Source organism: Roseomonas aerilata DSM 19363, from assembly GCF_000711725.1.
In the GTDB taxonomy this organism is placed as follows: domain Bacteria; phylum Pseudomonadota; class Alphaproteobacteria; order Acetobacterales; family Acetobacteraceae; genus Roseomonas; species Roseomonas aerilata.
Map to the genome: position 1 here is coordinate 1 of NZ_JONP01000074.1, position 13,188 is coordinate 13,188.

12 protein-coding genes and 1 pseudogene are annotated in these 13,188 nt (G+C 67.0%); 10 read left to right on the forward strand and 3 right to left on the reverse strand.

Annotated elements, in window-relative coordinates:
- Positions 1-58: 58 nt before the first annotated feature.
- Positions 59-298, forward strand: a complete 240-nt coding sequence (locus BO39_RS27620; protein ID WP_043839835.1) for a hypothetical protein — start codon at positions 59-61, stop codon at positions 296-298.
- Between the two features lie 665 nt (positions 299-963).
- Here the strand turns inward: BO39_RS27620 and BO39_RS27625 are convergent.
- Positions 964-1,674, reverse strand: a complete 711-nt coding sequence (locus BO39_RS27625) for a FadR/GntR family transcriptional regulator (RefSeq protein ID WP_043839837.1) — start codon at positions 1,672-1,674, stop codon at positions 964-966.
- 1,327 nt (positions 1,675-3,001) lie between these two features.
- On the opposite strand from BO39_RS27625, the gene BO39_RS27635 reads away from it, so the two are divergent.
- From BO39_RS27635 to BO39_RS27675, 9 genes are all read left to right on the forward strand, one after another.
- Positions 3,002-3,895: an amidohydrolase family protein gene (locus BO39_RS27635; RefSeq protein WP_211257596.1), complete on the forward strand. Its 894-nt coding sequence runs from the start codon at positions 3,002-3,004 to the stop codon at positions 3,893-3,895.
- 86 nt (positions 3,896-3,981) lie between these two features.
- Complete coding sequence (locus BO39_RS27640) at positions 3,982-5,298, forward strand: ABC transporter substrate-binding protein (RefSeq protein WP_052402950.1); 1,317 nt, start codon at positions 3,982-3,984, stop codon at positions 5,296-5,298.
- Between the two features lie 5 nt (positions 5,299-5,303).
- Positions 5,304-6,194: an NAD(P)-dependent oxidoreductase gene (locus tag BO39_RS27645; protein WP_043839841.1), complete on the forward strand. Its 891-nt coding sequence runs from the start codon at positions 5,304-5,306 to the stop codon at positions 6,192-6,194.
- Positions 6,194-7,078 (forward strand): NAD(P)-dependent oxidoreductase, encoded by an 885-nt coding sequence (locus tag BO39_RS27650; RefSeq protein ID WP_043839843.1) that lies wholly within the window; start codon positions 6,194-6,196, stop codon positions 7,076-7,078. The genes BO39_RS27645 and BO39_RS27650 overlap by 1 nt, the downstream gene beginning before the upstream one ends.
- 61 nt (positions 7,079-7,139) lie before the next feature.
- Entirely contained in the window at positions 7,140-8,135 is a 996-nt protein-coding gene (locus BO39_RS27655; RefSeq protein ID WP_043839845.1) for a TRAP transporter substrate-binding protein, read from the forward strand.
- A 78-nt stretch (positions 8,136-8,213) separates the two neighbouring features.
- Complete coding sequence (locus tag BO39_RS27660) at positions 8,214-8,684, forward strand: TRAP transporter small permease (protein ID WP_043839847.1); 471 nt, start codon at positions 8,214-8,216, stop codon at positions 8,682-8,684.
- A gap of 9 nt (positions 8,685-8,693) precedes the next feature.
- Entirely contained in the window at positions 8,694-9,971 is a 1,278-nt protein-coding gene (locus BO39_RS27665; RefSeq protein WP_043839848.1) for a TRAP transporter large permease, read from the forward strand.
- A gap of 385 nt (positions 9,972-10,356) precedes the next feature.
- Entirely contained in the window at positions 10,357-11,223 is an 867-nt protein-coding gene (locus BO39_RS27670; RefSeq protein ID WP_052402951.1) for a tripartite tricarboxylate transporter substrate binding protein, read from the forward strand.
- 89 nt (positions 11,224-11,312) lie between these two features.
- On the forward strand, positions 11,313-12,281 hold the full coding sequence (locus BO39_RS27675; RefSeq protein ID WP_052402952.1) for an alpha/beta hydrolase: 969 nt from the start codon (positions 11,313-11,315) through the stop codon (positions 12,279-12,281).
- A 147-nt stretch (positions 12,282-12,428) separates the two neighbouring features.
- On the opposite strand, the gene BO39_RS27680 is transcribed toward BO39_RS27675, so the two are convergent.
- A complete protein-coding gene (locus BO39_RS27680) occupies positions 12,429-12,791 on the reverse strand; it encodes a hypothetical protein (RefSeq protein WP_043839850.1) in 363 nt (120 codons plus the stop codon).
- Positions 12,788-13,188 (reverse strand): annotated as a pseudogene (locus BO39_RS33820) (recombinase family protein); the annotation flags it as partial. The gene BO39_RS27680 and the pseudogene BO39_RS33820, both read right to left, overlap by 4 nt.

Genomic DNA, 13,188 nt, shown 5'->3' on the forward strand with positions numbered 1-13,188 from the left:
CGATCGCTGACCAGGATGGCGCCAGCGTTCTCCGCACTCATCGTTAGGGGTCTGACGAATGGTCAAGCGTCGCAAGCAGGAAGAGATCGCCGGAGTGCTGGAGTTCGCGGGGACCTCCGCTGAGGACCCGACGTTCAAGCGCTGGGTTGCCGAGCACCGCGCCCAGAACGGCGGTAACCTCCGGATGAGCAAGGGCGCCACCGGCGTTCGGGTCATGTTCAGCAAGGAGGCCGACATGACCTTCTGGAAGGAGCGCTCGGAGGCAGAGGCGAAGGACCGCAAGCCTCACGCCGCCTGATACTGGGGCGGCTGCTTGTGCGGTGGTAGCAATACGCAATGTGGTTTGAGTTCGGTTATCCAGCGCAGCTGAGGGCAGGAGCAACGATCAAGACCTTCTGTCCGAACGCTGGATTCGCGCTGCCGCAAGAGCCAAGAGCAGCATGCCTTTGACCACGTGATCAGACTAGCGCCAGATTCGCGATGTATGGGGTAGAGCGCGTAGAAGATCGCTGCTCACTGGCGCAGGCCGCGGGACGGCAAGGTCAAAGCTTTCTATAAAGAGTGCCACTCTCGGCGTGCCCGCCATCTACCCCGGAGGCGAACTTGGTAATTCGTCTGTGGCCCCAGTCGGTCAAAATAAGCCTGGCTGTCCCCGCGCGTTGAGGCCGTGCGCGGCACTGCGATCAAGAGAGGGGCGGTAAAGGGTTTTCAGTGCGCGTGGCGATGCGCCCCGGTCCTCAGATCGTCCTCGCCAATCATGCTCACCCGTACTGATGTTCTGATTCGCTGTGCCTCTGCGCCCACATCACCGCCCCTGGCTGCTCTCTCGGCTTCGCTCCAGATAGCCGCAGGGAGCGCCGCCTCGTTCCGATGTAGCATTGCCACCAGATCCCGCTGCGCGAAGTACTGCTGAGCATCAGCGTTCTTGCAAACCGAAACAAACAAGGTGATTTGCCCAAAGCCTTAGATGGCGAGCGTATATCCAATCCGGCTCGCGGCATTCCTGATATGCACTGTCATCGCGTCCTTCGCCGCCTCCGCTGAGCCGGATGAGATGGCTTTGTGGATCACAGCATGCTCGGCGAGCGTCACCTCGATGATCCGACCCACGAAGCTGCCCGGGCGTGCCCGCGTTGCCAGGATAGTTTCCCGGATCTGGTCCGACAGGAAGCTCACAACCGCGGCGATCTGGGCGTTGCCGGTCGACCGCGCGACCGCACGATGGAAGTCGAGGTCGGCGTCGACGCCGCCCGCTGCGCCCTCCGACTCCCGCACCATGCGCTCATAAGCATGGGCAATGGCCGCAAGGTCGGCATCGCTCCGCCGTTCCGCCGCCAACCCCGCAGTCTGGATTTCGAGAATGGCCCGCAGCTCAAAAACATTGCCGAAGGTGGCGCGGTCGCTCAGCAGTTCTGCGTCGAAGCGGAGCACGCCGGTTCCCTGTGCCCGCGCCACGAAGGCACCGACGCCCTGGCGCGATTGCACCAGCCCGTCCGCCCGCAGGCGCGAGATGGCCTCCCGCACCACGTTGCGGCTGACGCCGTAGGAATCCGCCAGCGCCTGTTCTGCGGGAAGGCGCTCGCCCAGCTTCCATCGCCCCTCCGCGATGGCCTCGGCCACCAAAGAGGCGATGCGAGAGGGGAGCTGCGGCGCTCGGCTGATGCGGTCGTTCATAGCTTGCTTCGGCATATCGGCCGCGCGGCACGAACAGGCGCCCCGGGCTTACGCAGTTCCGCCAATTGCTGCCGGAACTGGGCGTATGCAGCAGCAAGCGGCCGGCCGCGCGCAGGCGATGTTGGAAGAGTTCCTACTCCACCCGTCCAACGCGGCGCTCCCGACTGGGTGAGCCGCCGGGGGGGGGCACGGACGCTGAGGGCAGGGCTTCTCGCTTGTCCAGAACCGCATGTACCTCCGCCCACAGCAGTCCTTTCGAGAGCAAAAAATTGTCGTAACGCCGGCGGGTAGAAGATAGGCGCGGCCGCATCGGCGCGCATGTTTCGTACATGCCGGTGCTCCGACTTCACCGAGCCTCTGCCGATGCGCCGCAAATCCGCCGCCTGCGCCCATCTCATGGCAAGCACGCCATCCATTGTTCCGCTCTGTTCGATGCGCGTTGCAAGGACGCCATCCAGCGGACCCGCAAGGTAGGCGAGTCCGCTTACAGCCGGTTCACTGAAGAGGGACGCCCAAGTTAACACGCAGAGCGAACAGCGAAGGCCAGGATGGCACGGAGGAGGTCGATACAACCCCACTGCGTCAGCCCCAAGACCGGAAGCAGATTGGATCCAACGCGCAGCACGTTCATCTCGCCCGCGTTGGTGGTGACGTTGCCGCTTGTCTGGCAGACTCCCTGCGCCCTCAGTGACAGCCGCAGATCGTTCTCTCGCGCGTTGCCATGCAGAATTTCTAGCACGCAGCCAGCTTCCACGACCATGCTGCAGCTGCAGCGGACCACCGATCGGACGCGGCCAAAACGCACCATTGCAAGCGGAACTCCGGCAAAGCTGCCGGGTCACGCAGCACAAAACCTGACAGCGGGTGGGGCTGGGCGGCGAACCCTTCGCTGCCGGGGAGCTCTTGCAGCTGGCACCGTGTCGTCAACTGGCAGTTTCCGTTCGGCTTGATGCAGTCATTGGCTGCATGCGGGAAGGCTCGTGCGGAACCTCCGCTCCAAAGTCACTTGTTCTACAATAGGACGACGTGCCAGACTTGGGCAACAGAGAAGCATCGGGTGTAACAACGCCGCCAGGCTTCCATTTTCTGAGGAAACGGCAATGGAGCCGAGTACGGGCGGCACGCACGCCTCATCTGTCGCGCCGTCCAGCGTCATCGCTGGCACCTGCTGGCCGAGGGGCGGGTGCTTGCCTGCATGCCTCGCCGTGAGTCCGAGACCCAGGACGCGAGCGATGGTACCCGGCCGGTGACAAGCCCATCTGGGAGACAAGCCGGCGCCGTGCATGGCCGCCCCGCGGGCGCGGACGCAATTCCCGGCGGAAATGCCGTGCTGCCGATCATCGATGCCCACCAACATTTCTGGGATCTGGACACCAACTACCATCCTTGGCTTTGCGACCCTGAGTCGATCCCGTTCCGCTACGGCGACTACAGCGCGTTGCGCCGCAACTATCTTCCCGCTGATTACCGGGCCGACGTAGGCAGGTATCCGGTTGTAGGCACTGTCCACATGGAGGCCGAGTTCGACCCATCCCACCCGGTCGCGGAGACCGAATGGCTAAAGCGTCTGGCGGAGCAGGAAGGGCTGCCCAACGCCTGCGTAGCCCAGGCCCGGCTCGACGATCCGGAGGTAGGGGCGGTGCTGACGGCGCAGGCCGCCCGGTCGCTAGTGCGTGGCATCCGCCACAAGCCGCACGCCACCTCACGGCCTGAGGATGCGCGAAGGGGCGCGCAGGGCTCGATGGACGACCCTGCCTGGCGGCGCGGATACGCGATGCTGCAACAGTACGGGCTGAGCTTCGACCTGCAGACGCCCTGGTGGCACCTTGATGCCGCCTTCGATCTAGCACGCGACTTCCCGGGCACGCAGGTCATCGTGAACCATACTGGTCTGCCGGCTGACCGGAGCCCGGAGGCCCTGCGCGCCTGGCGCAGCGCGCTCGAAGCCCTGGCGCGTGCACCCAATGTGGCTCTCAAGATTTCCGGCCTTGGCTTGCCGGGCGAGCCCTGGCGCGCGGCGGCCAATCTGCCCGTGATCCACGACGCCATCGCGGTGTTCGGGCCCGATCGCTGCATGTTCGCCAGCAACTTTCCGGTGGATAGCCTGGCCGGCAGTTTTGAAGCCATCGTAGACGGCTTTCTGCAGGCCATCGCCGGCCGCCCCGAGGCCCAGCGCCGTGCATTGCTGCGCGACAACGCCGTGAGGATTTACCGCCTTTAGAAGTTCTCCGGGGAAGCGGGAACGATGCACGGCGCTTCCGCCCCTAGGCCGCAACGAAGAACATCAACCGGGAGGAAGACCGCATCATGCTTGGACGACGCAGCATCCTCGGCAAGGCCGCCACCCTGGCCGGCACCGCCTCGCTCGGCCTCACCGGCGAGGCGCTGTTCCGATGGTCGCGCGCCTGGGCGCAGGAACAGCCCTTCAAGCCGGAGCCGGGGGCGCAGCTCCGCTTCCTCCGCTGGAGCCGCTTCCTGGACGCCGAGGACAAGGCCACCACGGAGAACATCCGCGCCTTCACCGACGCGACCGGCGTGTCCGTGCGCGTCGACAGCGTGTGGCAGGACGATGTACAGCCGCAGCTGAGCGTCGCCGCCAATGTCGGCAGCGGGCCCGACCTGGCCTGGACGCTGCACACCACGCCACACCTCTTCGCCGACAAGCTGCTCGACCTTTCTGACGTCGCCGACTACATCGGGGGCAAGTACGGCGGCTGGTATCCGCTGATCGAACAGTACGGGAAGCGCGACGGGCGCTGGATCGGCATCTCCAACGTCGTGATCGGCGTGCTGCCGGTGTACCGCGTATCCGCCATGAAGGAGGCGGGGTTCCAGAGCTTCCCCACCGACACCGACGGGTTCCTGAAGCTGTGCACGGAGATGAAGCGGATCGGCAAGCCCGCGGGCTTCGCCTTCGGCCGCGCGCCGAGCGACGGCAATTCCTTCTGCCACTGGCTGCTCTGGTCGCATGGTGGCAAGCTGGTGGACGAGAACAACCGGGTTGCGCTCAACAGCCCGGAAACCCTGCGCGCCCTTGACTATGCGCGTGCCCTCGCCCCCAGCTTCGTCCCGGGCACGGTGTCCTGGACCGACTCCTCGAACAACACCGCCTTTCTGGGCGAGCAGGTCTGGCTGACCAACAACTCCGTGTCCGTCTACGCCAAGGCGCGGGCGGACAAGATGGCCTTCGCCGATGACATCGACCACGCGAACTGGCCCATCGGCCCGGCCGCGCAGCCGACCGAGATGCACTTGGTCTATCCCTTCATCGCCTTCCGCTACACGCGCTACCCGAACGCGGCGAAGGCGTTCCTCAGCTTCCTGCTGGAGAAGCCGCAATACGAGAAGGTGCTGGACAGTTCCGTAGGCTACGTCAGCCACGCCCTGCGGGCCTATGAATCCAGCCCGCTTTGGGACCGCGATCCGAAGATCCGGGTGTTCCGCGACGTGGCGGCGCGGGGACGCTCCGTGGGCTATGCCGGCACGCTCGGCACGGCCTCCGCGGCGGCCCTGGCGGAGAACATCGTGTCCGACATGTTCGGCGAGGTCGCGATGGGGCAGTCCTCGCCGCAGGACGCCGTGCGCAGCGCCGAGCGGCGCGCCCAGCGCATCTACCGGAGTTAAGCGGCATGGCCAGGATCGGCTTCATCGGGCTGGGCACCATGGGGCGGGGCATGGCGGCAAACCTCCTCGCCGGCGGCCACGCGCTGCATGTCTACGACGTCCGACACGAAGCAGTGGAGGAGTTTTCCGCCCGCGGCGCCGCGGCCGCCGCCTCAGTGGCGGAGGCAGCGCGCAACGCCGACGCCGTGGTGCTCATGCTGCCGGACACGCCGCAGGTGGAGGAGGTCGTGCTCGGCCCAGGGGGGCTCGTGGAGAACCCGCCGGCGGGACGGCTGGTGATCGACATGAGCACCATCTCCGCGGCCGCGAGCCGCAGCATGGCGGCGCGGCTGGAAGCCGTGGGCACGGCGATGCTGGACGCGCCCGTATCGGGCGGCCCGCAGGGGGCGGAAAGCGGCAGCCTTTCCATCATGGCCGGCGGGACGGAAGCGGGCTTCGCGGCCGCGCAGCCCATCCTGGCCGCGCTGGGCACCACGGTGCGCCATGTCGGCCCGCCCGGCGCCGGGCAGACGGTGAAAGCGTGCAACCAGCTCATCTGCGCCCTGAACCTGCAGGCGATCTGCGAGGCTCTGGCGCTGGGTCGCGCCGCCGGGCTGGATCTGGAGTTGCTGCGGGAGGTGTTGCTGGGCGGCGCCGCGTCCTCGTGGATGCTGCAGAACCTCGGCCCGAAGATGGTTGCCAAGGACGCGAGCGCGGGTTTCCGCATCGGCCTGAAGCTGAAGGACCTGCGCCTCGCCGGCGAGTTGGGCTTCCAGTACGGGCTGCCGCTGCCCGGCCTCGCGCTGGCGACCAGCCTCTATTTGGAGGCGCGGGCCCATGGCGAGGACGCCAACGGCAATCAGGCCCTGTTCCGCGTGTATGACCGCCTGACCAACCAGGCCGGGGAGGCCCCCTGATGCCCCAGCCCCGCATCGGCTTCCTCGGCATCGGCATCATGGGCGAGGCCATGGTGCTGCGCCTGCTCGAGCGCGGCCGCCCCGTCACCGTGTGGAACCTGGAGCCGGAGCGCCTGGACCGTGTGGTGCCGCACGGCGCGGTGGCCGCCCCCACACCCGCCGCCGTGGCCGCGGCGAGCGACGTGGTGATCCTCTGCGTGCTGCACACGGAAGCCGTGGCGCGCTGCGTCTTCGGGCCGGACGGCATCGCCTCGGCCGGCCCCGCCGCCGGCAAGGTCCTGCTCGACCATTCCACCGCCGACCCCGCGGCCACGCGCGAGATGGCGACGCTGCTGCGCGCGGAGACCGGGATGGGCTGGGTGGATGCACCCGTTTCCGGCGGCCCCCAGGCCGCCCGCGCCGGCACGCTCACGATCATGATAGGCGGCGAACCCGGCGAGATCGCGACCCTCGATCCGGTGCTGCGCGACCTCGGCACCAACGTCACGCGCATGGGGCCGGTCGGGGCCGGGCAGACCACCAAGGTGCTGAATCAGGCGATCGTGGGCACCGGATTCGTGCTGATGGCCGAGGCGCTAGCGATGGCCGAGGCGGCGGGGCTCGACGCCGCCGCCCTGCCGGCCGGGCTGGCCGGCGGTCACGCGGACGGCTCGCTGCTGCAGAAGATCTACGCCCAGATGCAGCGCCGCGACTTCGAGCCGCCCACCAGCTACGCGCGCCAGCTTCTGAAGGATCTCAAGGCCGTGAAGGCATTCGCCCACGACCTGGATCTGGAGCTGCCGCTGGTGGAGACCGCGGTGGCGCGCTTCGCCGACTACGTGGCCCGAGGGAATGAGATGGTGGACAGCGCTTCCGTCATCCGCCTCTACCGGCCGGACCCCTGATGGCGGTGCGCGGCGGCACCGGAACGGAACCATCGTCGCAATCGGAGGAAACAGGAACGCCATGACTCGCATGACCCGCCGCGCCGCGCTGGCCACCGGCACCGTTGCCGCCGCGCTGGCCTTTCCCCGCCCGTCCTGGGCCGCCACGCTGCGCTACGCGCATGTCGGCTCCGAGGGCGACGTGCAGACGCGCTTCGCCACCGAGTTCGCCGCGCTGGTGCGGCAGAAGAGCGGCAACAAGACCGAGATCCGCGTCTTCCCCAATAGCCAGCTCGGCGGCGTGTCGGAAATGGTGGACGGCATCCAAGCCGGCTCCATTGCCGCCGGCCACCATGAATTTGCCTCGCTGGCCAAGTTCGTGCCGGAGCTGGGCGTTTTCAACGCGCCCTATGTCTACCGCGACGGCGCCCATGCCCTGCGCGCCACCGACCCCGCCTCGCCCGTGCTGGCGGAGTTGAACGAGAAGCTGGTGCGTAGCGGCGGGCTGCGCATCATCGGCCGCCTCTACCGCGGGCCCCGGCACATCACCGCCAAGTTCCCCGTGCGCCGGCCCGAGGACCTCCGCAATCGCGCCTTCCGCGCCGTGCCCATCGACCTCTGGGTGTCCATGGTGAAGGGCTTCGGCGCCGTGCCGACCCCCGTGGAGGTGGCGGAGCTGCCCACCGCGCTGATGACCGGCACAGTGGTCGGGCAGGAGAACCCGCTGACCATGATCAGCGCGAACCGGCTCTACGAGGTGCAGTCGCACGTATCGCTGACCGGGCACATGCTGTCCCTCCTCGCGGTGTTCGCCAACGAGCGCACCTGGCAGCGCCTGCCGGCCGAGGAGCGCGAGGCCATCTCCGCCGCCCTAGCGGAAAAAGCGCAGGAATCCCTAGGTTGGGCGGAAGCGGCGGACCAAGCTCTGGTGGCCGAGCTGCGCGGGCGCGGCATGACCGTGATTACGGAGGCGGAGGGGCTGGACAACGCCGCCTTCCGCACCGCCGTGCAGGCCCAGGTGAAGCGGGACTTCCCGGCCTGGTCGCCCCTGATCGACCGGATCGGCGCCATAGCCTGACCTGCCGGCGAAGGCCGGGCGGCACCGCTGCGCCGCCCGACCCTTTCTTTCCCGTCCAGCCCGGAGCCACCCACGCCCATGCGTATCCCCAAGGCCGTGCTCGGCGCGCTTTCGATCGCGCTGATGCTGGGGCTGGTCGCCCTGCCGACCGTTCAGATCCTGGTGCGCGAGGTATTCCACCTGCCGATCTTTGGCCTCGACGAGGTGGCGCGCCTGTTTATGATCCTGGGCGTCTTCGTGGCCTACCCGCTGGTGATCGACGCTGGCGAGAATTTGGTAATGGGCGAGTTCAAGGCGGCGCTGCCGGCCGGGGCCGTGCGCGCGGCCGACCTGGTGATCGGCCTGTGTTGCGCGGCGGCCTGCCTGGGCATGGTCTGGGCGCTGTGGGAAACGCTGGCGGCCAACCCGCGCAACCGCACGCCGACTCTGGGCATCCCGTTCTGGATCTATCTGGGCGGTGCGGCGGTGGGCTTCGGCGGCGGCGCGGTGCTGCACCTGGCGCGGCTGGGGCGACCCCAGTCGGAGGCCAAGATCGTGACCGCGAGCTGACGCGCCGCGATGCTCGGGTACCTCGTTCTCGCCGGTTTCATGGTCCTGTTCATGGCCGGCTTCCCCATCGTCTATTCCATTCTGATCCCGTGCATCGGCTACGTGCTGATCGAGGACCTGCCGCTGACGCTGCTGGCGCAGCGCGTGACCTATGCCCTGGACAGCTTTCCCCTGGTGGCCGTGCCCCTGTTCATCTTCGTCGGCAACCTGATGAACCTGTCGGGGATTACCAACCGGATCTTCAACTTCGCAGACACGCTGTTCAGCCGCATCCATGGCGGGCTGGCTCAGGTGAACATCTTGGGCAGCCTGATCTTCTCCGGCATTTCCGGCGCCGCGCTGGCGGATATCGCGGGGTTAGGACGGGTGGAGATCAAGGCCATGCGCGAGCGCGGCTTCGACGCGCCCTTCGCAGCGGCGGTCACCGCCTCATCCTCGCTACTCGGGCCGATCTTCCCGCCCTCCATTCCACTAATCGTGTACGGCTCCGCCACCTCGGTCTCGGTGGTGCAGCTTCTGCTGGGCGGCATCCTGCCGGCGGTGGTGTGCACGATCTTCCTGATGATCGCGGCAGGACTCGTGTCGGTGCGGGCGGGCTATCCCCGCGCGCCGCGGTGGCCGACCGCGCGGGAAGCTTGGAACGCCACTTGGCCTGCCATCCCGGCCCTGATGGCGCCGGTGCTGATCATCCTGGGCATGTTGCTGGGCGTCTTCACCCCTACCGAGGCCGCTGCGGTGGCGGTGCTCTACGTGCTGTTCGTAGGCTTCGTAGTGCATCGCGAGATGACGGTGCAGCATGTGCTGGAATCGGCCCTGCTCACGGCCCGCAACACCGCCGCCATCCTGGTGATCGTGGCGGCGGCGGCAATGCTGGGCTGGATCCTATCGGTGGAGCAGATCCCGCAGGAGTTCTCGACCTTCGTCACCGGCTTGTCGAATGACCCGCTGACCCTGCTGGTGCTGGCCAATGTCATCTTCTTCCTGGCCGGCATGTTCTTGGACAGCACAACGGCGACGCTGCTGATCGTACCGATCGTCGCCCCGCCCCTGGTCGCGGCCGGGGTGGACCCAGTGCAACTGGGGCTAGTCGTGGTGTTCAACCTAATGATCGGCCTGCTGACGCCGCCCATGGGGCTGGCGCTGTTTCTGATGACCGACATTGCCGAGATCAGCATGCGCCAGCTACTGCGGGCGCTGGTGCCCTTCTACATCCCTCTGATCGTGACGCAGGTGGTCATCACGGTGTGGCCGGATGTGGTGCTGGTGATCCCACGGATGATTCGCTGAAGACGGCTAAGCTGGGCGGGCACACAGGATCGATAATTCCTGCATGCAGTTCCGCCATAGCCCCCTCGGAGTGACCACCGCAATCCGCCCCCGGGCGGCGTCGGATGCGGAGCGGCGCGTCACGTGTTGAGCAGGACCGCAAGCCCTGCATGCCCTCTCAACCTTAGGTACGTCGATGGCCTTGTGGGCGGTCGCCCAGGCATCAACACCCTTGCTCTGCTGGTGAGGCTGTGGCTCGCTCGGCGAGCGTCGCAAAGATGGCGCAGAGAGGAGCGCCCCCATGATAACCCGACGCCATGCCCTGTCCGCAACAACGGGGGCAACCCTGCTCGGCGTCCTTCCACCCTCGGCGTCGGCTCAGTCGTGGCCGACACGTCCGATACGCATGATCGTGGCATTTGCCCCCGGTGGGTTCACCGACATTGCCGCCCGGCTTCTGGCAGAGCGCCTTTCCGTCAGTCTCGGCCAGCCGGTAACGGTCGATAACCGGGCCGGCGCCGCCGGGATCATCGGGACGGAAGCCGCGGCCCGCAGCGCGCCGGACGGCTACACGATCCTGATGGGGACGATCAGCACCCACGCGATGAATGTCGGCCTCTACAGGAGCCTGACCTACGATCCAGTGGCCGACTTCGCGCCCGTCTCCGGTGTCGCGACCAGCCCCAACCTCCTCGTGGCCCATCCGTCCAAGGGCATCCCGGATGTGGCCAACTTGATCACGCGGGCGAAGGCGCAGCCGGGCGTGCTGACCTATGGCTCTGGCGGCAATGGCACGTCTAGTCACCTTGCCGGGGAGCTGTTCAAGTCGCTCGCCGGTGTGGACCTTCTGCACGTGCCCTTCCGGAGCACCGCGCCCGCGGCTACGGCTGTTCTGGCGGGACAGGTGGACCTCATGTTCGACACCCTTCCCTCCTCCCTTCCGCACGCGCGGGAGGGGCGCCTAGTGCCACTAGGCATTACCTCGCCAAAGCGCTTGGCGGACCTGTCGGCGATCCCAGCGGTGGCTGAGACGGTGCCTGGCTTTGAGATGGGGGTCTGGACGGCCCTGTTCGTCCCGTCCGCGACGCCTCGTCCGATCGTCGAGCGGTTGGACGCCGCCACGCGGGAGGCGCTGCCCCAGATCAGCGCCCGTTTCACCGAACTGGGCCTGGAACCCCTCTCCTCGGGACCACAGGAGATGTCGGTCTACCTACGGGCTGAGATCACAAAGTGGACGCAGGTCATCCGGAACGCCGGCATTACCGCCGACTGAACGGGCCAAGAGATTCGAGCCTGATCAGCCCAGGCCGCTCCCGGCCTTTCATCTCCAGCAATGCAGCCCAATCAGAGAAGGATGAAGGCATGAAGAAGACGCAGCACACCAGGGGGCAAGGCGGAATATCTGAGAGCACGCTCCCACGCCGCGGGCTTCTTGGCCTCGCTGCCGGCGCGCCGCTGCTGGTCGCAGCGCGAGAGGGCCAGGCTGCCATGCCAGGACGTATCGAGGAGCAGCGGTTCGCTCGGAGCGATGTCCTCGGTAAGGAGGTACGCTACAGCGTCTATCTTCCGTCGGACTACGACAGTTCGAAACGCGCCTATCCGATCATCTACATGCTGCACGGCGGCGAGGCCGGAACCGACTCGGACTGGTTCCGCTTCGGGCGGCTCAACATCCTGCTGGATCGCCTGATCGGCGAGGGCCGGATCCCCGCCGCGATCGTCGTGAGCCCGAACGGGCAACGTGACGAGGCAAATCGGAACAACACCTACTACATGAACGACGCGGACGGCGCCTTCCGCTGGGAGGACATGTTCTTTAACGACTTCATGCCCTTCGTCGAGCGGACCTACCGGGTGATCGGCGGGCGAGGGGGGCGTGGGATCGGCGGCTTATCCATGGGGGGTTACGGGGCCTTGGCCTATTCCATGCGACATCCCGGCGCCTTCGTCGGCGCGGCCGCGCTGAGCGCTGCATTCCGGACCGATGCGCAGATCGTCACCATGGACCAGCCTGGTTATGACCGCCGCTACGGCAAGGCATGGGGGCTGGGCTTGCAGGGCGAGGCGCGGCTCAACGACCGCTATCGCGACTACAGCGTGCTCGACATGGTGGATCGGCTTCCCCTGGCGAACATCCGGTCGACGCCGTTTTACCTCGATTGTGGGGCGGAGGACCGGTTCTTCGACGGCAACGCCATTCTGCATCAGAAGCTCCGCGACAAGAACGTGCCGCACAGCTTCATGATCCGCCCGGGTCTTCATAACTGGGACTACTGGCGTTCGGGATCGGAGGGCGCGCTGCTGTTCCTGGGCAAACTGCTTCAGCAGTAGGCGCTTCTGCAGGCGCCTTGGCGCATGAGCAATGCCGTCACCGGCGTCTCATGGCCGCGCCGGTTGCAGCGTTCCCTCTCGATCGCTCTCACCTGGCACAGGAACGAAGGCCCTGTGTCAGTCGAGCAGGTATCGCTGCTGCTCCTGTCAGCTGGTCGGCAGGGGATCAAGCAGACGGGGAAGGCTGATTGCCGTGGTTCTGCTATCCAGGATGGAGCTGACCAGCCCTGGCGCCAACAAGGTCAGCTGCAGCAGTCGCCCCATGTAGCCTCGGTTCAGCTTCTCCGCGTCAGCCATCTCGGTGATGGAGGCGTACTGACCGTCGTCGAGCAGCCGCTGGTATCGGAAGGCGCGGGCCAGCGCCTTCACCAGTGTCGGATCGGCGCGGGTCGAGATCGTGGGGCTGGGCGCGGTCGTGCTTGTCCCCTCCGGTGTAACCACCGTCTTGCGTCCCGGCCGGCGCCGTATCGCCAGCGGCACCTGGACCGTCAGGCTGGTGGAGATGCTCATTTCGCTGCCTCCAGCAACGCACTCTTCCCAACACCGAGATCGCGTACAAGGCTTGCCAGCCCCTCCACCCGGAGCCGGATGTCCGCCCCCGTGTTCGACACCGTCACCCGCTCAACCAGCAGCCGAATGATCCGCGCCTGCTCCGCTGGGAACAGCTCATCCCAGAATGGCTCCATCTGGTGAAGGGCGTCCCGGGTCTCCACCTCGGTCAGGTCCGGGTCGCTGGTCCGCGCCGCCGCCCGGGTGCCGACGATGATCTCCGGCTGTGTGAGAAGGGACCGGACCTGCCCCACCACCGCCGCCTCGATCTCCGCCGCCGAGATGCGCCGGACCAGGGTGGGATCGGCACCGTCCGGCTGGTCTATGCCCTTCAGCGCAGTCTGACTGACGTAGTACC

Bases quoted from the DNA above. Each gene is read 5' to 3' on its own strand.
- BO39_RS27620 (WP_043839835.1), top strand. From the start codon at position 59: ATGGTCAAGCGTCGCAAGCAGGAAGAGATCGCCGGAGTGCTGGAGTTC.
- BO39_RS27680 (WP_043839850.1), bottom strand. From the start codon at position 12,791: ATGAGCATCTCCACCAGCCTGACGGTCCAGGTGCCGCTGGCGATACGG.
- BO39_RS27660 (WP_043839847.1), top strand. From the start codon at position 8,214: ATGCGTATCCCCAAGGCCGTGCTCGGCGCGCTTTCGATCGCGCTGATG.
- BO39_RS27645 (WP_043839841.1), top strand. From the start codon at position 5,304: ATGGCCAGGATCGGCTTCATCGGGCTGGGCACCATGGGGCGGGGCATG.
- BO39_RS27655 (WP_043839845.1), top strand. From the start codon at position 7,140: ATGACTCGCATGACCCGCCGCGCCGCGCTGGCCACCGGCACCGTTGCC.
- BO39_RS27665 (WP_043839848.1), top strand. From the start codon at position 8,694: ATGCTCGGGTACCTCGTTCTCGCCGGTTTCATGGTCCTGTTCATGGCC.
- BO39_RS27675 (WP_052402952.1), top strand. From the start codon at position 11,313: ATGAAGAAGACGCAGCACACCAGGGGGCAAGGCGGAATATCTGAGAGC.
- BO39_RS27625 (WP_043839837.1), bottom strand. From the start codon at position 1,674: ATGAACGACCGCATCAGCCGAGCGCCGCAGCTCCCCTCTCGCATCGCC.
- BO39_RS27640 (WP_052402950.1), top strand. From the start codon at position 3,982: ATGCTTGGACGACGCAGCATCCTCGGCAAGGCCGCCACCCTGGCCGGC.
- BO39_RS27670 (WP_052402951.1), top strand. From the start codon at position 10,357: ATGATCGTGGCATTTGCCCCCGGTGGGTTCACCGACATTGCCGCCCGG.
- BO39_RS27650 (WP_043839843.1), top strand. From the start codon at position 6,194: ATGCCCCAGCCCCGCATCGGCTTCCTCGGCATCGGCATCATGGGCGAG.